This is a genomic window from Mangrovimonas sp. TPBH4 (assembly GCF_001280505.1).
Taxonomy (GTDB): domain Bacteria; phylum Bacteroidota; class Bacteroidia; order Flavobacteriales; family Flavobacteriaceae; genus Mangrovimonas_A.
The window spans coordinates 265,059-285,316 of the sequence record NZ_LBIO01000057.1 but is presented as its reverse complement, the minus strand read 5'-3'; the positions used below and the strand labels follow the sequence as shown (position 1 = coordinate 285,316).

The 20,258-nt window shown below is 38.4% G+C and carries 18 protein-coding genes; 8 read left to right on the top strand and 10 right to left on the bottom strand.

The features are described 5' to 3' along the window. Window positions 1–173 precede the first annotated feature (173 nt). Window positions 174–869: a LytTR family DNA-binding domain-containing protein gene (locus ZA05_RS14220; RefSeq protein WP_053976999.1), complete on the top strand. Its 696-nt coding sequence runs from the start codon at window positions 174–176 to the stop codon at window positions 867–869. A 42-nt stretch (window positions 870–911) separates the two neighbouring features. Here the strand turns inward: ZA05_RS14220 and priA are convergent, their stop codons facing one another. From priA to nadC, 3 genes are read right to left on the bottom strand one after another with little or no spacing between them, the layout of a single operon-like run. Beyond that, a complete protein-coding gene (gene priA, locus ZA05_RS14215) occupies window positions 912–3,365 on the bottom strand; it encodes a primosomal protein N' (RefSeq protein WP_053992345.1) in 2,454 nt (817 codons plus the stop codon). Window position 3,366: 1 nt separating this feature from the next. Further along, window positions 3,367–4,308, bottom strand: a complete 942-nt coding sequence (locus ZA05_RS14210; protein WP_053992344.1) for a YihY/virulence factor BrkB family protein — start codon at window positions 4,306–4,308, stop codon at window positions 3,367–3,369. Between the two features lie 38 nt (window positions 4,309–4,346). Continuing rightward, window positions 4,347–5,207 (bottom strand): carboxylating nicotinate-nucleotide diphosphorylase, encoded by an 861-nt coding sequence (nadC, locus tag ZA05_RS14205; protein ID WP_053992343.1) that lies wholly within the window; start codon window positions 5,205–5,207, stop codon window positions 4,347–4,349. Window positions 5,208–5,303: 96 nt separating this feature from the next. On the opposite strand from nadC, the gene rlmH reads away from it, so the two are divergent. After that, window positions 5,304–5,777: a 23S rRNA (pseudouridine(1915)-N(3))-methyltransferase RlmH gene (gene rlmH / locus ZA05_RS14200; RefSeq protein ID WP_053992342.1), complete on the top strand. Its 474-nt coding sequence runs from the start codon at window positions 5,304–5,306 to the stop codon at window positions 5,775–5,777. Between the two features lie 2 nt (window positions 5,778–5,779). On the opposite strand, the gene ZA05_RS14195 is transcribed toward rlmH, so the two are convergent. The 4 genes from ZA05_RS14195 to ZA05_RS14180 all read right to left on the bottom strand — a co-directional run bounded on the left by ZA05_RS14195 (window position 5,780) and on the right by ZA05_RS14180 (window position 10,899). After that, window positions 5,780–6,805 carry a DUF481 domain-containing protein gene (locus ZA05_RS14195; RefSeq protein WP_053992341.1) on the bottom strand — a complete coding sequence of 342 codons (1,026 nt, stop codon included), beginning with the start codon at window positions 6,803–6,805 and terminating at the stop codon, window positions 5,780–5,782. 68 nt (window positions 6,806–6,873) lie between these two features. Next, window positions 6,874–7,173 carry an HPF/RaiA family ribosome-associated protein gene (locus tag ZA05_RS14190; protein WP_053992340.1) on the bottom strand — a complete coding sequence of 100 codons (300 nt, stop codon included), beginning with the start codon at window positions 7,171–7,173 and terminating at the stop codon, window positions 6,874–6,876. Between the two features lie 83 nt (window positions 7,174–7,256). Beyond that, complete coding sequence (locus tag ZA05_RS14185; protein ID WP_082333785.1) at window positions 7,257–9,320, bottom strand: M3 family metallopeptidase; 2,064 nt, start codon at window positions 9,318–9,320, stop codon at window positions 7,257–7,259. Between the two features lie 31 nt (window positions 9,321–9,351). Beyond that, entirely contained in the window at window positions 9,352–10,899 is a 1,548-nt protein-coding gene (locus ZA05_RS14180; RefSeq protein ID WP_053992338.1) for a hypothetical protein, read from the bottom strand. Between the two features lie 155 nt (window positions 10,900–11,054). On the opposite strand from ZA05_RS14180, the gene ZA05_RS14175 reads away from it, so the two are divergent. The 3 genes from ZA05_RS14175 to ZA05_RS14165 all read left to right on the top strand — a co-directional run bounded on the left by ZA05_RS14175 (window position 11,055) and on the right by ZA05_RS14165 (window position 14,556). Continuing rightward, window positions 11,055–11,630: a non-canonical purine NTP diphosphatase gene (locus ZA05_RS14175; protein ID WP_053992337.1), complete on the top strand. Its 576-nt coding sequence runs from the start codon at window positions 11,055–11,057 to the stop codon at window positions 11,628–11,630. A gap of 196 nt (window positions 11,631–11,826) precedes the next feature. Beyond that, on the top strand, window positions 11,827–13,611 hold the full coding sequence (locus ZA05_RS14170) for a DEAD/DEAH box helicase (protein WP_053992336.1): 1,785 nt from the start codon (window positions 11,827–11,829) through the stop codon (window positions 13,609–13,611). 162 nt (window positions 13,612–13,773) lie between these two features. Beyond that, a complete protein-coding gene (locus ZA05_RS14165) occupies window positions 13,774–14,556 on the top strand; it encodes a carboxypeptidase-like regulatory domain-containing protein (protein WP_053992335.1) in 783 nt (260 codons plus the stop codon). Between the two features lie 38 nt (window positions 14,557–14,594). Here the strand turns inward: ZA05_RS14165 and ZA05_RS14160 are convergent, their stop codons facing one another. Both ZA05_RS14160 and ZA05_RS14155 read right to left on the bottom strand, forming a co-directional pair. Then, window positions 14,595–14,969, bottom strand: a complete 375-nt coding sequence (locus tag ZA05_RS14160) for a VOC family protein (RefSeq protein WP_053992334.1) — start codon at window positions 14,967–14,969, stop codon at window positions 14,595–14,597. A gap of 29 nt (window positions 14,970–14,998) precedes the next feature. Further along, window positions 14,999–15,664 carry an RNA methyltransferase gene (locus ZA05_RS14155; protein ID WP_053992333.1) on the bottom strand — a complete coding sequence of 222 codons (666 nt, stop codon included), beginning with the start codon at window positions 15,662–15,664 and terminating at the stop codon, window positions 14,999–15,001. Between the two features lie 36 nt (window positions 15,665–15,700). On the opposite strand from ZA05_RS14155, the gene ZA05_RS14150 reads away from it, so the two are divergent. Both ZA05_RS14150 and ZA05_RS14145 read left to right on the top strand, forming a co-directional pair. Further along, the gene (locus tag ZA05_RS14150; RefSeq protein ID WP_053992332.1) at window positions 15,701–16,384 is read left to right on the top strand and encodes an NAD-dependent deacylase; all 684 of its coding nucleotides are present in this window, start codon (window positions 15,701–15,703) and stop codon (window positions 16,382–16,384) included. A gap of 159 nt (window positions 16,385–16,543) precedes the next feature. Then, on the top strand, window positions 16,544–17,773 hold the full coding sequence (locus tag ZA05_RS14145) for a LamG domain-containing protein (protein WP_053992331.1): 1,230 nt from the start codon (window positions 16,544–16,546) through the stop codon (window positions 17,771–17,773). Between the two features lie 46 nt (window positions 17,774–17,819). Here the strand turns inward: ZA05_RS14145 and ZA05_RS14140 are convergent, their stop codons facing one another. Continuing rightward, window positions 17,820–18,935 carry a C1 family peptidase gene (locus ZA05_RS14140; RefSeq protein WP_053992378.1) on the bottom strand — a complete coding sequence of 372 codons (1,116 nt, stop codon included), beginning with the start codon at window positions 18,933–18,935 and terminating at the stop codon, window positions 17,820–17,822. Window positions 18,936–19,114: 179 nt separating this feature from the next. On the opposite strand from ZA05_RS14140, the gene ZA05_RS14130 reads away from it, so the two are divergent. Beyond that, complete coding sequence (locus ZA05_RS14130) at window positions 19,115–20,182, top strand: BamA/TamA family outer membrane protein (RefSeq protein ID WP_053992329.1); 1,068 nt, start codon at window positions 19,115–19,117, stop codon at window positions 20,180–20,182. Window positions 20,183–20,258 lie beyond the last annotated feature (76 nt).

Below are 20,258 nucleotides of genomic sequence, written 5' to 3'. Positions count from 1 at the left end.
ATGGGTGCAAAAATAACCATTATTTCCAATACAAACAACATTTTTTCAATTAAAAGCCCTTCTTTTTCCTTCAATAAATTTTTGTTAAAATTAACGTTTTACCGATGTTTTTTGGTTTTTATCCGAATTTTTCGTACTATTGTCGATATCTTAACCTAAAACACAACAATGTTATGACTTTAAACTGTGTAGTAGTTGATGATTCCGCGATCCAACGCTTATCCATCGTAAAGTTAATAGAGAACCATCCTTCTCTTAACCTAATTGCAGAATATAGTAGTGCTTTGGAAACCAAAAATGGTTTAAACACGCACAAAGTAGATTTAATCTTTTTAGACATTGAAATGCCCGTTTTGAATGGGTTTGAGTTATTGGACGTATTAAATAATAAGCCCCAAATTATTTTTGTGACCGGTAAAACTGAATATGCCTTTAAAGCATTTAATTACGACGCTACCGACTACCTTCAAAAACCAATCACAAGAGAACGCTTTAATATTTCAGTAGACAAAGCCATTGAACAGCACAAGCTAAAAATGGACTTTAACGAAACTGATGGCGAGCATATCTTTGTAAAGAGCAACCTTAAAAAACGTAAAGTATATATAAAGGACATAAAATGGATTGAAGCTCTTGGTGACTACGTAAAACTGGTAACCGAGGAAAACAGCCTTGTAGTACTTTCTACAATGAAAGCCTTTGAAAAAGAGCTTCCAGAAGGCAAGTTTTTAAGAATCCACAAATCCTATATCGTTAACCTTGACAAGGTAGACAGATTTAACAGTAAAAATGTAGAAGTTGGCGCTTACGAGATTCCGTTAAGTAGAAACAAAAAGACCCAACTTGTAGACGCTTTAAATAATATTTAATAGACCACTCCCCTAAAGCTTAGGTAAGGATCAAGTCATTATTTAATAATTGTCAACATTAAGAACTACTCTTACAGCCCTAAAATCTTTAACACTATTGAAGCTATTGTTTATTCTAACGATAGCTTCTTTTGTTTTAGCCAATGACTGTTTCTGTGGAATTTTCACCAAAATGTTTTTATTGTAATTATTCCGAATTCTAGCCACCGGCGGAAACTCCGGACCCAAGACGTATTCTCCAAAAAATTGACGTAACGACTTCGCATACCAATCAGCCGCCAAGTTGACACGGTTATAATCTTTATGCCTTAAAGTAATTTTAATCAGTCTATAAATAGGTGGGTATTTAAAGTTGTAGCGCTCGTCCAATTGCTCTTTGAACATATCCAAATAACTATTGGTTGATACCTGTTGAAGAATTCGATGATGCGGATCGTAGGTTTGAATCAATACTTTCCCCCTAATATCTGTACGCCCTGCCCTACCCGAAACTTGCACCATGAGCTGATAACTGCGTTCATGCGCTCTAAAGTCTGGGAAGTTCAATAAATTATCGGCATTCATCACGCCTACCAATTTCACATTTCTAAAATCAAGACCTTTGGTGAGCATTTGGGTTCCCACCAAAATATCGATTTCCTGTTGCTCAAACGCCGTGATGATTTTTTCATATCCAAATTTCCCTCTAGTGGTATCCAAATCCATCCGGCCCACCTTATGATTTGGAAACAAGGCCTTCGCCTCCTCTTCCACTTGTTCGGTTCCAAATCCTTTACTGTCCAATTCGGCACTTCCACAGGCTTGGCAACTTTGCAGCATGGCCATATGATAACTACAATAATGACAACGCAACTCTCTTATATATTGGTGATAGGTTAAACTCACATCGCAATTGGGGCATTGCGGGGAATGACCACAGGTATTGCATTCCACAATGGGTGAAAAGCCTCGACGGTTCTGAAACAGGATCACTTGATGCCCTTCGGATAAGGTTTCGGTAATTTCTTCAATCAAGCGATCGCTGAAATGACCATTCATCCGTTTTCGTTTATGCTTGTCCTTGATATCGATCAATTCAATATCTGGCATCAACACATTATTAAAACGATGTGTCAACTCCACAAAACCATATTTGCCCTGTTGCGCATTGAAATAACTTTCCAAACTTGGTGTCGCCGAACCCAACAAAGTTTTCGCCCTAAACAAACTGGCCAAAACAATAGCCGTATCCCGAGCATGGTAACGCGGTGAAGGGTCAAACTGTTTAAAGGACAATTCATGTTCTTCATCAACAATCACCAATCCCAAATCATGGAACGGCAACATCACCGATGACCGCGCTCCCAAAATAATTTGTGCTTTGGGTTCATTGTTCAACACATTGTTCCACACCTCAACCCGTTCATGAGAAGAATATTTGGAATGGAATACCGCTACTTTCTCACCAAAATAATCCTGAAGTCTGTTGACCAACTGCGTGGTCAAGGCAATTTCCGGCAGGAGATACAGCACTTGTTTCCCTTGGTTCACCATTTCCTCAATAAGCTTTACATAAATCTCCGTCTTCCCCGAAGAGGTCACCCCATGAAGCAAGGTGATATTTTGGGTCTCGAAAGCATCCTTAATTTCCTTTAGGGCGGTTTCCTGATAAAAATTAAGATTTTTTGAAGCTACATTTTCTTCTCCATCATATTGTACTCGGTCCGTTTGAATATGGTATTCCTCAAAAATCCCTTTATCAATCAACGCTTTTATAATGGTAGACGAGGCACCACTTTCCTCAGCCAATTCTGTTACTTTTACAGCTTTTTGGGTTTTAGCCGAAAGCATGAACAAACTCATCACCACCTCTCTTTGCTTTGGCGCTCTGGACAATTGTTCCAAAAGTTCTTTAAGCCTATCTTCCGAAGTATAGGAAGCTCCCAATTTTACATAACGCACCAATTTGGGCTTGTACTTTTCGTAAACTTCCTCCTCTACCGAAATGATATTTTTTTCCAGTAATCTTTTAATCACTGGAAGGACATTCTTTCGGTCCAAGATGCTCTCCAGGTCCTGAATTTTTAAAGACGATTGATACTGAAGAGCTTCATAAACCAAGAATTCATCATCCCGTAAATCACTTTCATCCTCAATAATAGCCTCTCCCTTTGTAATTACAGTTTCACTTTCCAAGATAAATGCATTGGGAAGCGCCGAACGCATCACTTCACCCAAAGTGGATAAATAATACTTGGCAATCCATTGCCAGTGCTGAATTTGCGTCGCTGTTACAATAGGTTCTTCATCCAAAATTTGATGAATATCCTTGGCCTCATACACCAAAGGCTTTTTGGTATGGACACTCAACACAATGGCCGTATAAATTTTACTCTTCCCAAAAGGCACCGATACACGCATACCGGGTTTTAGGAATTCAGATTCTGCCTCCGTAATGTGATAGGTAAACTGTTTTTCCAGAGGAATTGGTAATATAACATCGATAAAATGCGGCATTCTAAACGCTTTTCTTTAAACGGTTGATCGTGGCATTAAGCTCATAGCCCAACAACAAGATATTTGAATTCAACCACAGATAAAACAAAAGAATCAACAAAGCCCCAATAGATCCATAGAGCTCATTATATTGCGAAAAGTTTTCTATATAAATACCAAACAAATAAGAATTTAAAATGATGAGCAAGGTTGTAAACAAAGCTCCCACTGAAAAAAACTTGGACGACTTTCCTTCTTTGGTTCCAAAATAATAGAGCACAGCTGTAGCGATATACACCATCAAAACAAAAAAGACATACTTGGCCACAATAAGCCAAGTGACATTGGTTTCCTTGGCCGCGAGTCCCTGTTCCTGCAAACTATCCAATAATGGCTGAATGATATAAATCTCGAAATATCCAAAAATTGCCACTGTAATAATCAACAACAAGGCCAAAATTAAAGCGACTCCCATAGCTAACAAATATTGCCTAAAGACACTCCTTGTAAGCTGCTCATGATACGAACTTTCAAAACCAGAAAACACAGCGCTTACTCCATTGGCCATAAGCAGGATAGACAATAAAAATACCGAAGACAACAACCCTCCGCGCTCCGTGTTCTCAATATTTCCAAAGATATTGGTAAAGAAGAAATCGGAAGTTTTTGGCGGTAAAAAAGATTCCAGAAACATGAGGAATTCATCCCTAAAACCATCGATTGGGATATGCGGTATCAGAATTAAAATAAAGAGTAAAAAGGGAAAGATCGCCGTAAAGAAACTAAATGCAATGGCACTGGCCCGTGAGGTCACTGCTCCTTTTACAATACCGGTAATATAGAGTTTTAGTAAATCGTATAATGTCAATCCCTCTAGGGCTGGAAGCTGGATTTTTTTCAATAACCGCATAAACATACTTATCACAGGTATTGATTCTAGCTTTTCTTCTAAGGGTTTGGTCATTGACTATCTTGTTTAGCTAATCATTGAAAAATACACAGTTACTCTACAGCCTTTAAGCTAAGATCCATATTGTTGACAGAATGCGTAATGGCTCCAGACGAAATATAATCCACACCACATAAGGCATATTCCTTAATTGTAGCTTCAGTGATCCCTCCAGAGGACTCCGTCAAGCATTTATCTCCAATCATTTGAACCGCTTTTCGAGTATCTTCGTAATTAAAGTTATCGATTAAAATTCTATAAACGCCATCGTTTTCCAGAATTTCCTTAATTTCTTTTAAATCTCTAGCCTCCACAATGATTTTCAAATCCCTATCGGTATCTTCCAAATATTGTTTTGTCTTGGTAATAGCTTTGGTGATACCTCCAGCAAAATCAATATGGTTGTCCTTGAGCATGATCATATCATATAGTGCGAAGCGGTGATTTTCTCCTCCTCCAATCTTAACCGCCCATTTCTCCAATGCTCGAATTCCAGGAGTCGTCTTTCTGGTATCCAACAATTTAGTATTGGTACCCTCCAATAAATCTACATACTTTTTGGTCTTTGTAGCAATAGCACTCATACGCTGCATGGCATTAAGCACTAAACGTTCCGCTTTTAATATGGATTGAGAAGAACCTTCAACATAGAACACAACATCTCCGTTTCTAACCGAACGGCCGTCCTTAATAAAAGTTTTTACCGCTAAATTTTTATCTACTTTTTTGAAGACCATTTTTGCAAATTCCACACCCGCAATAATCCCACTGTCTTTCACCAAAAGTTTTGCTTTCCCCCTTGATGTTAGCGGAATACAAGCCATCGAACTATGATCTCCATCCCCAACATCTTCACGTATGGCATTGGTAATGATTAATTCTAATTCTTTATTAAATTGTGCCTTGGAAATCATGATTGCAATATTTTATGCTAAAATAAGAATAGATTTCCGATAATTGAATTCCATATACAGATTTCAATTCACAATCTTAAGTTGTAATTTTGCCACATGACCATAAAACTTTTAGCCATAGGGAAAACCGATTCCAAGGACCTGCAATCCCTAATCAGCGATTATGAAAAACGTCTAGGATTCTACATCAAATTCGATTTGGATATCATCCCCGACCTAAAAAAGGTAAAGCACCTCAGCGAAGCACAACAAAAACAAAAAGAAGGCGAGCTCATTTTAAACAAACTCCAGCCTACCGATGTTTTGGTTTTGTTGGATGAAAATGGCAAACAAATGGACTCCGTGAACTTTTCGGAATACCTGCAAAAACATATGAATTCAGGCATTAAGCAATTGGTGTTTGTCATTGGCGGTCCTTACGGATTTTCACCAGAAGTGTATCAAAAAGCCCAAGGAAAGGTGTCTTTGTCCAAAATGACCTTTTCACACCAAATGGTACGTTTGTTTATGATTGAACAACTCTACAGAGCCTTTACCATATTGAAAAACGAACCGTATCACCATCGATAGGCTTAATCGGTGTCCCAACCAAAAGTTGTTTGGAAAACGTAATCGTTGGTAGAAGCACCTTCTACAGGTTTATTGTCGTAATTATAGGTGAGTCCAATTTTTATAAAAAGATTAAAAGGCAAATCGTATTTACCTGTGATGTTCAAATCTGTACGGAATCGATTTTTTTCCGTTAAACTGGGATACCCTGTCACATTAGTGTACAGATCAAAATCCTCAAAATCGAACAAATTGGCCTCCACTGCCAAAAAGGCTTCCAAACTATTTCTATTGTTAATGTCTGGATCCGTATATCGTTCGTTGTTCCATGCCAATCCTGCTCCCGAGGCCAAATACATTTTATTGGAGTGAATAATATACTTCCCAATACCACCTTGAACAGCGGTACGAAGTTTTAATTTCTGTTCGTCATTAGAAAGAAAGTTTGCCGAAGCCAATGCAAACCAGTCGTGTTTGAGAAAGTAACGGGAACCTAAATTGGCATCGGTACGGATGGTGGACTCCACATTGTCCTGGCTACTACTCACCCTATTGTAACCTCCAGTAAAAAACCATTTGCTGCCTGTATAGGAAATTTTACTGTTAATGGCCAATTGTGCCAAATTATTCACTTTGGTAAAGTTAAACCCCACCGAAACCTCAGCATCTACCCTTGAGATAAAATCGGATTCTACTTCCTTGAAATAAACGATCTCCTCTACCTTTACCTCCAAACTTTCCTCTTCATTCACCAAGAGTACTGTATCTGCTTGCTCTTCAGACATTTTGATGGAACCATTAAAACGTCTTCCGTTGGATAGATTGATTAAAAAAAGCTGCATGCTTTTTACTTGTTTCACATGCAGCCATTTTATTCTAAAATCGTCTTTACTATAATCAGTTTCTATGGTCAATACCCCATTGTTCATTTCTTTCATGGTTCCAACAAGGGTATTGTTGTTTTTCAAAACAATGGTATCATTTTGCGCCTTGGTTTGTAACACGGCCAACAAAAACACCACAAAAAAGCAGAGAACTTTTTGTTTCATAAGAGGCTTTGGATTTTAACTAATTAATAACTTACTCTAATATAGAAAAAATCACTTACCCCACGAAATCAATACGTTGCAAACACTTGCTTTCTTTTTTTCAACTGTTTTTCCAAATCACCAATAGTTTCTTTAACCGCCATTTCAAAATTCCTTTCGGTTGAAGAGGCAAAAATTCTTGGACCAGGCAGACTCAATTCCATATTACAAATTTTCCAATTTTTTTGATAATTGTTATCTTCTTTAAAAGAAACACTGCAATTGATTACCCAATCATATTTTTTTGCTAATCCTTCAAGTTTTTTAATGGTGTAAGTAGATAAAGAATTACTGTTATCTAGGTTTACGTATTGAATTTTGATTTTCATGATTGTGGCTTTTAAGGGTTAAACATATTGCAATTTACAGCCCTTAACCCAAACAAAATATGACCACCATCATAGTTACCAAATTACTCCAACCCTAAACTTTTTATATACGCTTCGTTGTTGGAAGGTCTTCCCAAAAACTCTTCCACAGCACTTACCACATCACGTTGACTACCATTGGATAAGATCAACTTTCTGTAGCGTACTCCCGTTTCTTGATCTGTCAAACCATTTTTCTCAAAAAGGGTAAACATGTCTTGAGCGTATACTTCAGACCATAAATATCCGTAATAGTAAGTTGGGTGGGTGTTCACGTGAATCCAACTTCCTTGCGGATGTGTTCCGTCAACATACCAATCCATAACCCCCATTTGTTTGTCGATATTCTTCCAAATCTCATCTGTATTTACAGGGTTGGCAGGATCGTATTTGTCATAAAGGTTCATATCGTAGATACACTTTCTCAACATAGACTGTGCATTCAAACCAGACGACACATTTTGAGAGGCTTTCATGTTATCGAACAACTCCTTAGGAAATACTTCTCCTGTTTTGTAATGTTTCGCAAAAGAACTCAACATCTCATAGTTTCCAATCCAATTTTCAAAGATTTGCGACATGGCTTCCACAAAATCTGAATTGGCCTGAGCCTGCACATTGAATTCTCCATCGTAAGACATGCTGTTTACAATATGTCCAAACTCATGGAAAAGCGTGTTCAATTCTTTATAGGTCAACAAGGAAGGCATATCTTCGGTTGGCTTGGTAAAATTCCCCAACAACATCGCTACCGGTACTTCATAACCTTCGGCTGTCTGTCTACCATAAGTTAATGGCACTCCATAAAACCAAGTCTCTTTAAATGGTCTTGGATATAAATCCAAATAGAAACGCCCTTTCAACTTATTGTTCTCGAACACCTCGTAAGCTTCCACTTCTTCAGACCAAACAGTAGCATTTTCAGCCTTACGGAATTCTAAGCCCAATAATTGCTGATAGATGGTAAACAAACCTTCCAAACAAGCGTCCATAGGCAAATATTCTCTAATCTTTTCGTGGTCTACATTGTATTCGTTCTTTAAGATTTGATCTTTATAATATCCCAAATCCCAAGCGTTTACTGTTTGACCTCTCTTAGCCGCAACAGCTTCCAACACTTTTAAATCTTCAACAGCCTTACCTTTTGATTCCGCTACCAAGCCGTCTATAAAGTTCCATACGGTTTCCGGAGTCTTGGCCATTTTCAATTTCAAATTATACTCTGCATAGGATCTGGCTCCAAACAACTGCGCCAATTGGTAACGCTTGCTCACCAAAGAGTCTAAAATCTCTAAATTCTTATCGGCTCCACGATTGTCATACTTAATAGTGTAGGCCTTTCTTACCTCAGAGCTATTTGGGTTGTTCAACATGGTTACTCGAGTAGCGTTGATTACAGGAATATCATATGAACCATCTTCTTGTTTGTACTGAGCTTTGAAAGATTCTGGCAAACCATCGGTTTCTGCTTCTGTTAAGGTCAACACTTCATTAGCTGTATTCATATTTGTTGAATACTGTGAAGACAAATCGCTGATTTCCGCTGTAAGCGTTTTAAACTTCTCAAGGTTTTCAGGACTTAAATTAACCCCAGACTGCTTAAATCCTGCAATCACGTCATCCACCATTTTCTTTCTATTCCCTTGCAGTGTATTGTAAGCTTCTGAAGCAGCAAAAGTTTCAAACTTTTCAAACAATAATTTATCAGACCCAATTACAGTTCCTAAAGAATCCACTTTCTGATTGCCTTTCAAACCTTCAGCACGTACAATAGAATCTGTAGATACCCAATACAACATAAAGGCATTATTACTGGCTTTGCTCAATTGGTTGTTAATTCTGTCGTATGCCACAAAGGTGTTTTCAAACGTAGGTGTTTCCTGCGCTTTGATTTCTTCTACCTCAGTCACCACATTATCAATGGTGGTTGCCACATATTCTTCTATGGCAGCATCATCCACAGATGCGTAATCTATTGGCACATTTAGTTTAACATTGAAAGGATTGTTTTCTGAGAGTGTTTTTAGTTGCACTTGTTCAGATTCAGTTTTGTCGGCACATCCCATTAGCAATAAGAGTGTAAAAAGTGAATAAAAAGTAGTTTTCATTAAAGTATTTTTAAAAATCCGAACAAATATACTATTCCATAACTACTTTGTCTGCCAATAATACCTTAACTTTTTGAATTCCTTGTTCTACCAACTTTCTTTTAGGGCCTCGTTCTAAAGCAAGCTCATATTGTTGTAAGGCTTCATCATAACGTTTTTGCTCTACCAACCATTCCGCGTACAGCTCATGTGTTGGTTTTTGGATGGATGGTGGTCCATAGCTATAAGTCATAGCCTCTTGGGCAGCTACCGAAGCCTTTAACAAGGTTTCTGTTTTTTCAACATCCTCATTCAGCCAAGCCTTTAGGGCTTTGAGTTGGGTCAATATCACTGTTGAACCATCAATACTGCGTTGTGTAGGTGTTTCCCTTGTTACGGAAGCACAAAACGCAGCGCCCTGCGATAGATTGTCTACTAATAAACTTTCCTTTTGAATTTTCCCTTCTAAATCCACAATAAGACTATCCAACAGTTCGGGTTGCTTCTGATAGAAAGCTTTATATCCATCCAAAAACTGATTCATGGCTTTAATTGAAATTCGCAACCCAGACACATCAATAGGAATCTCGGCAATGGCATTGTCCCAATCATCCGTTTCACACAAATAAGTTCCTTTTAAAAATACCATATGCGTTCTGGCGCGTTTGGAAGGCAATTCGTTGGTGTATTTCTGCATGTCCCAAACCATGTCCCTAGCTTTGTTGATACTATCCATTTGCAAATAACCATATTCCAACCAATGATAGGAATGATACCCTCTGGCATCATTATCCAATTCTTTAGTATTCTTTCTGGTAATACTGGCCCCATAAGACGCCACATTGGAACTGACCACCTCATCCCACATGCCCAAAGCCACATATATATGGGATGGCATATGCAAGGCATGACTGGCATCTGGAGCTACTTTGGAATAACGATTGGCGGCGTCCAAAGCCAAATGTGCATGATAAGGATCGTCATAGGAATGTATTAAATAATGTAAAGCTCCTGGATGTTTAGGATTATCCTCCAACACCTGTTTTGCTATCACAGCTCCTTGTCCAAAAATAGAATCGTTCCTGCCTCCTACTACTGAGCCTAATTGAGAAAGCGCATAAAAAGAGGCCACTTCATTATTTTCTGGGTACTTTTGGTACAAACTCCCCATAAAATCCCTGTACTTTACATCGCGTTCATTCTTGGACGTTTTTGGGGTGTACAATATTTCTACAGCTTTTATAAAGTCCTGTTCTACTTCGGATAATTCATCTAAATGCTCCAATTGCTTCAATTTTGCAATAACCGCATTGGCTTCTTCAAAATCTTGCTCTGACCACAAACTATGATTGTAAGTCATCGCCTCTCCCCAATAGGCCATGGCCAAGTCAGGATCTATTTCCTGTGCCTTTTTGAATGCTTCCCTAGCATCAACATATTCAAAACTGTGCAATAACAACAAGCCCTTTTCAAAATAGGGCTGTGCCTGTTCATCGCCTCGCACGGAAAACTCTATACTTCCCAAGGCTGTTTGCTTAGGTGTATGTTCTTTACAAGTAAAAACTAGAAGGGCTAGCAAAGGAAAACAAAACAATCTCATAATAATTCAATTGACAACAGCACTTTAATGCACTATTTATAAGGTTTATACTCAAATATAATCAATTATAAATAGACCTAGATTAATTAAGAAAATCTTCGTGAGTTTTAATTTGAAATACTAAATCGTATTTTTGAAACCTAAAATTTCGAGCTATGAAACTGGTTTTTGCTACCAACAATATGAACAAACTTCAAGAGGTTCAAAAGTTGATTCCCTCAAACATACAATTGCTGAGTCTAAAGGATATTGATTGTTTGGAGGACATTCCAGAAACCCAAGACACCATTGAAGGCAATGCCATTCAAAAAGCCAATTACATCAAGCACAATTATGGCTACGATTGTTTTGCAGACGATACAGGTTTGGAGGTTGAAGCATTGGATAGTGCCCCTGGAGTCTATTCTGCACGGTATGCAGGGCCACAAAGAGATGCCAATGACAATATGGACAAGCTGCTGGAAGCATTGGAAAATCATTCCAACCGAAAGGCACAATTTAAAACCGTCATTGCCCTTTCACTTAATGGAAAACTTCACACTTTCACTGGTATTTGTAAAGGAGAGATCACCCAAGAAAAAGCTGGTTCGGCTGGATTTGGTTACGATCCTGTTTTCAAACCGGAAGGTCATGACTTTACGTTTGCTGAAATTTCGATGGAAGAAAAAAATAGCATTGGCCATCGCGGAAAAGCGGTTACACAACTCGTGGACTTTTTAATCCAACTTTAGACTCTCTTAACAAAATCACAATTATCAGGGAATTCCGCTTCTCTGAAATAAAAAGCGTATATTTGCCGGCTGAAACTCAAAACATTGAGTCATAAACTCCTCAGAGTGAGGATGTGTTACGAGAAGATTTAGGTTAAGTATGTCGATTCGCTTCTTATGTAACACTACAAGAACATAATCGAATACTTACAATCGAATGAACACATTCCAAGATTTAGGTCTTAATGACGACCTATTACATGCTATTAACGATTTAGGATTTGAAACCCCTAGTGATGTCCAAGCACAAGCCATCCCAATTTTATTGGAAGAAGATACCGACTTGGTAGCCTTGGCACAAACGGGAACAGGAAAAACAGCCGCGTTTGGATTTCCAATGTTACAAAAAATTGATGTTGGTAGCAGAACCACACAAGGACTTATCCTATCTCCTACCCGTGAACTTTGTTTGCAAATCACCAACGAACTAAAACTTTACGGAAAGTACTGCAAAGGCTTAAATGTTGTAGCTATCTATGGTGGATCCAGTATTAGCGACCAAGCCAGAGCCATCAAAAAAGGGGCGCAAATTATTGTCGCTACGCCTGGTAGAATGAAGGATATGATCAGCCGAAACATGGTGGATATTTCAAAAATTGAATATTCTGTGTTGGATGAAGCAGATGAAATGTTGAACATGGGATTCTATGAAGACATCACAGACATCCTATCCCACACACCTACAGATAAGAGCACATGGTTATTCTCTGCAACCATGCCAAAAGAAGTAGCGTCTATTGCTAAAGAATTCATGTACGATCCTAAGGAAATTACTGTTGGATCCAAAAACGTTGGTAGTGATCAAGTGTCGCATGAATACTATTTGGTAAACTCAAGAGACCGTTACCTAGCCTTAAAACGTTTGGCCGATGCCAACCCGGATATCTTTTCTGTGGTATTCTGTCGTACCAAGCGCGATACCCAAAAAGTAGCCGAAAACCTTATTGAGGATGGCTATAATGCCGGCGCACTTCACGGAGATTTAAGTCAGAACCAAAGAGATTTGGTGATGAAATCCTTCAGAAACAAACAAATCCAAATGTTGGTAGCTACGGACGTAGCAGCCCGTGGTATTGATGTGGACGATGTTACCCACGTAATCAACTATCAACTTCCGGATGAGGTAGAAACCTACACCCACCGTTCTGGACGTACAGGACGTGCGGGAAAAACAGGGGTTTCTATGGTAATTGTTTCTAAAAGTGAACTTAGAAAAATTAAAAGTATCGAGCGTATCATTAAAAAACGCTTTGAGAAAAAAGACATTCCAAGTGGTATGGAAATTTGCGAAGTGCAATTGTTATCCTTGGCAAACAAAGTCCACAATACAGAAGTTAACCACGAAATTGACAAATACCTCAGCAGTATCAACGAACTGTTTCAGGATACCGACAAGGACGAGCTTATTAAAAAATTCTTCTCTGTAGAGTTCAACCGTTTTTACAACTACTACAAAAAGGCACATTCCTTAAATGTTGAAGAGCCTCGTGGAGACAGAGAGGGCCAACGATCATCCAAGGATGTACGCTACTTTATCAATATTGGTAAAAAGGATGGTTATGACTGGATGAACTTGAAGGATTTCTTAAGAGACCTTCTTGAACTAGGCAAAGATGATGTGTTTAAGGTAGATGTTATGGACAGTTTCTCTTTCTTCAACACAGAACCAGAATTACAGGAGAAAATACTAAGTTTCTTTACAGATTTCAAGCATGAAGGTCGCTATGTTAATGTTGAACTAAGTTCTGACAAAGGCAACCGTGGCGGGAAAAAACGTAAAGGCGGTAAACGTGATGGCGGGGGACGCAGAAGAAGAGGAAATGACGATTTCAAGGGAGGAAGTTCTCGCAAACGCTCTGAAAGTGGTTCCAAACCTAGACGCAGCGGCGCACCAAAAGAAAGTTCTTTTGGCGGATCCAGACCAAGACGGTCCAGACGCTAAGCAATAATTTATTTAGAGGCTATCCTGTTTTTTCACGATAGCCTCTTTGCATTCAAATTATCCTTAATTAGCATAAGCGCTTGTTAATTTTTAGTCAAATTTTTTTGGATGTATGAGTAATATATCTTTAGTTTATTACTTTTATACCTTACAAAGATTGATATGAAATACCTACTTTTACTAATATGTACTTTTTTTATAACCACCTCTGTGGTCTCTCAAGAAGATGACACCAGAGTAAAAGGTATTGTGGTAAGTTCAAGTACAGGAGAAACTTTGGAAAAAGTAAACATTGTCAATCTCAACCAAGTTATTGGAACCTCAACAGATGACAAAGGCGCTTTTGAGATTAAGGCCAAAGCTAACGACACCCTGCATTTCTCATACCTAGGATACAAGTCGATAAAAGTTAGGGTCACCAACGATTGGATTAAATTTGGTGAAACACAAATTGAATTGACAGAATCTGCATTGGCCTTGGAAGAAGTCGTGGTAAACCAGTTACGTCTTACAGGATATTTAGAGGTTGATGTTAAGCAAGTACCTATTAAAACCAATTACCGTTACAGTATTTCGGGATTGTCCAATACAGGTTACGAAGCTGGGAACAACTCCCCTAATGCCGTGAATAAAGTATTGGGAGCTATTTTTAACCCAGCAGACTTCCTATACAATGCCTTTGGAAGAAAGCCTAACGAGATGAAAAAACTGCGCCAAATGAAGGAGGATGATGAAATCCGAAACCTTTTGGCAACTAAATTCGACAGGGAAATGCTGACGGTACTATTGCAGGTAGACCGTTACGATTTGGATGAAATTGTAAGTCACTGCAACTACTCCAAAGACTTTATTGAAACGGCCAATGACCTTCAAATTTTGGATGCTATAAGCGAGTGCTACGAAGAATACAAAGTACTCAACAGAAATAGACCTAGTAGGTTTTAAATACTAAAGAAAAAGTCGAAACTAAGTTTCGATTTTTTTTATACTCTTGAATGAAGTGCTATCCTGTTTCCTTCAGAATCTATAAAGGCTGCCATATAGCCATGTTCCGGTGATATTTGAGTCTTGGGCTGGTAAATCTGTCCACCTGCGGCTTCTATCCTATCCAATTCATTTTGCACATTTTCACTGATAAAATAAATCAAAGTCCCTTCTTGACTTGGAATATAGGAATCCTGTTTGATCAAGGTGCCTTGCGCTCCTGGCACTTCGCCTCTATCTGGAAACCATCCCATTAGCAAACCTCCAAAATCGTGCAGCGAAATTTCTACTTGAAAAACGGTTTCATAGAACGCCTTGGCTCGTGCCATATCAGACACGGGGATTTCAAACCAACCTACCATATTATGTGCCATAGCTCGTGAATTTACAATTATAACTAAAATTACAAATTCTCCTTGGTTTCGTAATAATGGGCCACTATTTTATCATAACTTTTAATGGACTTTTTAAGCCAATCCATGCGTTTTTCCAAAATTTCCTCTTCGGAAAGTCTCCAGTCCAATTCACTCAGTCTCATTTTTGAAGTCACATGCTGCAAAACTATGGCAGCAGAAACCGAGATATTCAAGCTTTCTGTAAAGCCCACCATAGGAATCTTTAAATAGCAATCAGCCTCCTTCAGGACATCTTCCGAAAGCCCTTCGGTCTCTCTTCCAAAGAAGAAACATGACTTTTTAGTGAAATCGAATTCATGCAATTCGCAGTCGTTGGTATGCGGCGTTGTGGCCACAATTTGATAACCTTTCTTTTTTAAATCAGCTACACATGATTTTACACTATGATATCGATTTATATCTACCCATTTTTGGGCTCCCATGGCAATTTCCCGATCAATACGTCTACTATTGCGTTCCTCTACAATATGCACTTCCTGTATGCCAAAAACGTCACAGCTTCTAATAACTGCACTAGTATTATGTAACTGAAAAACGTCTTCTGTAGCAACTGTAAAATGTTTGGTACGTTGGGCCAATACTTCTTTAAATCGTTGTTTTCTGCTATCCGTGAGATAGGTCTCTAGGTATTCTAAAAGTTTGAGATCTGTCATGGGCCAAATATAATTTATAAATAGTAATTTTGACTCATGAAACACCTCGTAGTACTCACAGGAGCAGGAATGAGCGCCGAAAGTGGCATTAAAACCTTTAGGGACGCCGATGGCCTTTGGGAAGGACATGATGTTATGGAAGTGGCTTCTCCGGAAGGCTTTAGAGCCAACCCTGAATTGGTTTTGGACTTTTACAACCAAAGGCGCCGTCAACTATTTGAAGTATTACCCAATGCTGCTCATTTGGCTTTGGCGGAGCTTGAAAAGGAATATAAAGTAAGTATTATCACCCAAAATGTCGATGACCTTCATGAGCGTGCAGGAAGTAAAGATGTTTTGCACCTACATGGAGAATTATTGAAAGCTAGAAGCACTTTTGACGATACAGATGTTGTGGAATGGACTACCGATATAGTAATGGGAGACCAGTGTAAAAAAGGGCATCAAATGCGGCCTCATATTGTATGGTTTGGAGAATCCGTTCCCATGATAGAGCCTGCGATTTCAATTTGCAATACCGCCGATATTCTTCTTATCATTGGCACCTCACTACAGGTGTATCCAGCGGCTAGTTTAATGCATTATGTACCAACCAATATTCCTGGGTTTTACATAGACCCAAAACCGGCTGTTTCAAACTCCAATAACATTACTGTTATTGAAGAAAGTGCGACCAAAGGGATAGAAATTTTCAAACAACATCTTCAATCTTTAAGCTAGTTTCTAGTTCCAAACAATCAGTATTATTTTTCAACAAACAACTAAGACACAGTAAGTAAAGGCACACCTCTTGCAGGTTAAATTAAGGTTAACGCAAAGACCTTCATTCTATTAAATAAAAAAGCTGACTAATTTTAACTTACTAGCTGATTTATGATTATGACAAAATTTTTACCAATAAAAATTCAATTACTATTTATTTTAATAGGTTTAAATTACACCACTCATGCTCAAAATGCCTTGCGATTTGACGGAATTGACGATTATATTCAAACGGACTACAAAGGGATTGAAGGTGATGGAGCTAGAACCGTAGAAGCATGGATAAAAGTAAAACCCAGTAATACTTGGCGATTTATTGTCGATATGGGGTCAACAGGACCTGGACAACGATTTTCTTTTAAAATTAACAACAATGCACGCTTCATTAGAATTGAAGTTGGGGGCGGCGGTATTTATGGCAGTACGCCAATTACGGACAACAAATGGCATCATGTAGCAGCAACCTACGATCCAGACCTATCAGAAAATCAATTTAAACTCTATGTAGACGGCAATTTGGACAAGGAAGGAGATCTAGATTTGGACGTTAACACCTCTAAAGAAAAACCGGTGAGAATAGGGTATAGCAATTATAATTTAGGACCTTTTGAAGGCCTACTTGACGAAGTAAGGGTTTGGTCCGTGGCAAGAACAGCCGAAGAGATCAAGGACCATATGAATACCGAAATCTGCCAACAATCCAATTTAGAACTTTACTATAGGTTTAACCAAGGTATTCCCAATGGAAACAATAAAGGGATGGACAGTGCTTTAGAGTATACCGGCAGCCCGCAAAACAGTACACTTATTGGCTTTGATCTAATAGGCACAAACTCCAATTGGGTTGAAGGTAGCCCAATAACTCCTATAGATTTGGACAACACAGTAAGTGTAAAGAATACTACCTTAACGGCAAATTTAAAAGGAGCCACTTACCAATGGATAGATTGTTCCAACCGCAATGCACAAATAAAAGGAGCGACTTCACCTGCTTTTACACCGAGCACAATAGGTAATTACGCCGTAAAAATCACCAATGAGGGTGGGTGCATGGAATTTTCAAAATGCATTACAATTTCTTCTTTAGAAGCAATTGACAATTCTTTAGGTGAGCATATGTCCCTTATCAAAAATGAACTTGAAAGTGGCGTGTCAATTGATTTGGGCTCTTCATTTACAGAAATACAGACAAAACTTATCAATATAAACGGTCATATTATTTCAGAAAAGCGTTTTTGGGATGTTGAAGAATTTGAGGTAGACATCGATCAAAATCCTGGTTTGTATTTTATTCACATTACAACCAACTCTGGTGATTCAGGAATTCTTACCGTTGTAAAACAATAACACATCAAAAAAGGCGACCATGATTTGGCCGCCTTTTCTTTTGGGTTTATAATTTCAAATTACTTTTTACTGAGGGCTGCAATGCATCCTTATGTACCATAATGGAGATGGTTTTCAATTTAAAATAAGCTTCACTCATATAAATGAATCCCTCATTTGGAACCTTCTTAGTGTGCTTTCCCCATGAATTTTTCACTTTATAGTAAATGGTTCCGTTTTGATCTTCTACCATCCCTACAATATGCATTAAATGATCATCTGTAGTATTAAAGTTTTCAAATTCCTGTTGCCTGTATTCTGTAGTAATATCCTTTTCCTTGGTAACCTTTTTCAAAGCAAGCTCACCTAAAGTTTCATCTTCAGGTATTACCGCGAGGCCATATTTAGAAGAAAATGTTGTTTCGGTGACATCACAATCCAGTTCAATGGAAAATCCAGCCTTTAATGCTTCATTTGCAATTTCGACCAGTTCATCCAATGCCACATTATAGTAACTCCCATTTGAAAAATTATCAGGAATCTCCAATATAAAATTGCTGTTATAAGGATGATGGGCAAAAGACGTAATACTAATATAATCTTCTGCTTTCAACCCGGTCATTTCCAAAAATGATTGCGGTGTATAGGTCTTTCCTTCATAAACAAAAGTATCAATCGGTTTTCCTAGGGCTGCATCCAAAATGGTTTCAACTTCATTTTTCCAAGCACCTTCATAAGCACTGGGGGCTTTGATATACGCATCCAAAATTGGTTTTATAGCATCTACTATTTCTGAGTGATCGTGTTCTTTTTGTGAGCCTTGCAATCCAGTATACACATCAGAGGGAACCACACCGTATTGGGACATGCTGTTGATAACGTCGTGCGCTAACCCACCCTCACTTAACTGCGCCATACCTTGGCGCATGACATAATTCCATGCTTTTTGGGGATAGGTCTGTCTGACATTATACATTTCAGACAAATCGATACGTTTCCCCGAAAGCCGCATAATTTCGCTTTCCAAAAAGGAAGAGGTTGAAAAACTCCAACAAGTACCTGTTTTTCCCTGACTGATCACATCTGTGGCCTCAAGGTCTACCAAGGTTTTAAATTTATAGGATTGAGTGAATGCAATTGTAGAACTTGCTAAAAGCAAGCCACAAATGAGGGATTTTTTAATGTTCATTATAGGGCTTTTATTTTTGGAGTGCTAAAATAAGAAAAATGATAAGGCACTCTGCCAAAATCACTAAAATACATTCCCAAAACCACCCAAAGGAAACTTTACAAAAAAACATAACTAACTCATTGTAAGAACTATCGGAAATCTTTGTATATTTAAATACAACTATTTCAATTATGAAAAACCTATTCTTACTGTTCATACTTTTTTGTAGTATTACTCCTAGTTGGGCCCAACAAAAAGCCACTTCAGAATCCAAAGATTCTATTGTCCAAAAGCCTCATGAATTTACGGTGATGCCTTATGTAAGTTACAATAGGAACCTCGAATTCATGTTTGGAGTTACCCCGATGTATATGTTCAGAATGAATAGGGACGATTTGAAATCCCCAAGGTCCATGGTAGGATTGGCTGGAGTATATACAACCAACAAATCCTATTTTATTGCCGTTTTCTCCCAAATGTATTTTAAAGAAGATTCTTGGCGGCTTCAGGTTTTTGGAGTAACGGGAGATCACCTTTCCCAATTCTATGCCGGTGATATTGACGAACCAGGCTTTTATGATTACGCCACGAATACCACCATTATAAATGTAGGGATCAAAAGAAAAATCGTGGAGCATTTATACGGCGGACTTGCCTATACCTACTCTCATTACGAAACAGATTTTTACGATTTACAACCGGCTACCACAACGACAACCCAGAGTCTTGAAATCAACTTTATGATAGATAAAAGAAGTAATATTTACTATCCCACCAATGGCTACCAAACCAAACTCCGATTGAAAATGTACCCGTTATGGATGGGCAATGATGAAAGAGCTAATCGCATTTTAACTTCACACAACCATTATTTCCCGTTTAGAAAAGACAAGGATGTACTGGCAGCACGTTTTTCTGGACAATTTGGTCTTGGCAGTATTCCCTTTGAACAACAGGTTACCATAGGCGGAAAAGATATCCGTGGTTACTCTGAAGGGAAATACCGAGGCGATGGTTTGATGTCGCTACAAAGCGAATACCGTTGGAATTTTCACAGAAAAATGGGAGTAGTTGGCTTTGCAGGCCTAGCCACCATTTATGGTTCTGACACCTCCAGTTTTGATTGGAAACTATACCCCGGCGCAGGCGTTGGATACCGATACCAAGCTTTTAAAGCCTTTAAATTCAACGTGGGCCTAGACGCTGCTGTTGGTAAGGATGATTGGGGAATTTACTTCAGGATTGGGGAAGCATTTTAACAGTTTTTCAGTGTTGAAATTATCTTAGACCGTTTTTTGTTACGATTAAAAACAATATCTTTAAGGGAACCTTTAT

Excerpts from the sequence above, each read along its gene's own strand:
- ZA05_RS14190 (WP_053992340.1), bottom strand. The coding sequence starts at position 7,173 with ATGAAAATCAAAATTCAATACGTAAACCTAGATAACAGTAATTCTTTA.
- ZA05_RS14150 (WP_053992332.1), top strand. The coding sequence starts at position 15,701 with ATGAAACACCTCGTAGTACTCACAGGAGCAGGAATGAGCGCCGAAAGT.
- ZA05_RS14145 (WP_053992331.1), top strand. The coding sequence starts at position 16,544 with ATGACAAAATTTTTACCAATAAAAATTCAATTACTATTTATTTTAATA.
- ZA05_RS14165 (WP_053992335.1), top strand. The coding sequence starts at position 13,774 with ATGAAATACCTACTTTTACTAATATGTACTTTTTTTATAACCACCTCT.
- ZA05_RS14170 (WP_053992336.1), top strand. The coding sequence starts at position 11,827 with ATGAACACATTCCAAGATTTAGGTCTTAATGACGACCTATTACATGCT.
- ZA05_RS14130 (WP_053992329.1), top strand. The coding sequence starts at position 19,115 with ATGAAAAACCTATTCTTACTGTTCATACTTTTTTGTAGTATTACTCCT.
- ZA05_RS14175 (WP_053992337.1), top strand. The coding sequence starts at position 11,055 with ATGAAACTGGTTTTTGCTACCAACAATATGAACAAACTTCAAGAGGTT.
- ZA05_RS14180 (WP_053992338.1), bottom strand. The coding sequence starts at position 10,899 with ATGAGATTGTTTTGTTTTCCTTTGCTAGCCCTTCTAGTTTTTACTTGT.
- ZA05_RS14185 (WP_082333785.1), bottom strand. The coding sequence starts at position 9,320 with ATGAAAACTACTTTTTATTCACTTTTTACACTCTTATTGCTAATGGGA.
- ZA05_RS14210 (WP_053992344.1), bottom strand. The coding sequence starts at position 4,308 with ATGACCAAACCCTTAGAAGAAAAGCTAGAATCAATACCTGTGATAAGT.
- ZA05_RS14155 (WP_053992333.1), bottom strand. The coding sequence starts at position 15,664 with ATGACAGATCTCAAACTTTTAGAATACCTAGAGACCTATCTCACGGAT.
- nadC (WP_053992343.1), bottom strand. The coding sequence starts at position 5,207 with ATGATTTCCAAGGCACAATTTAATAAAGAATTAGAATTAATCATTACC.
- ZA05_RS14195 (WP_053992341.1), bottom strand. The coding sequence starts at position 6,805 with ATGAAACAAAAAGTTCTCTGCTTTTTTGTGGTGTTTTTGTTGGCCGTG.
- priA (WP_053992345.1), bottom strand. The coding sequence starts at position 3,365 with ATGCCGCATTTTATCGATGTTATATTACCAATTCCTCTGGAAAAACAG.
- rlmH (WP_053992342.1), top strand. The coding sequence starts at position 5,304 with ATGACCATAAAACTTTTAGCCATAGGGAAAACCGATTCCAAGGACCTG.
- ZA05_RS14220 (WP_053976999.1), top strand. The coding sequence starts at position 174 with ATGACTTTAAACTGTGTAGTAGTTGATGATTCCGCGATCCAACGCTTA.
- ZA05_RS14160 (WP_053992334.1), bottom strand. The coding sequence starts at position 14,969 with ATGGCACATAATATGGTAGGTTGGTTTGAAATCCCCGTGTCTGATATG.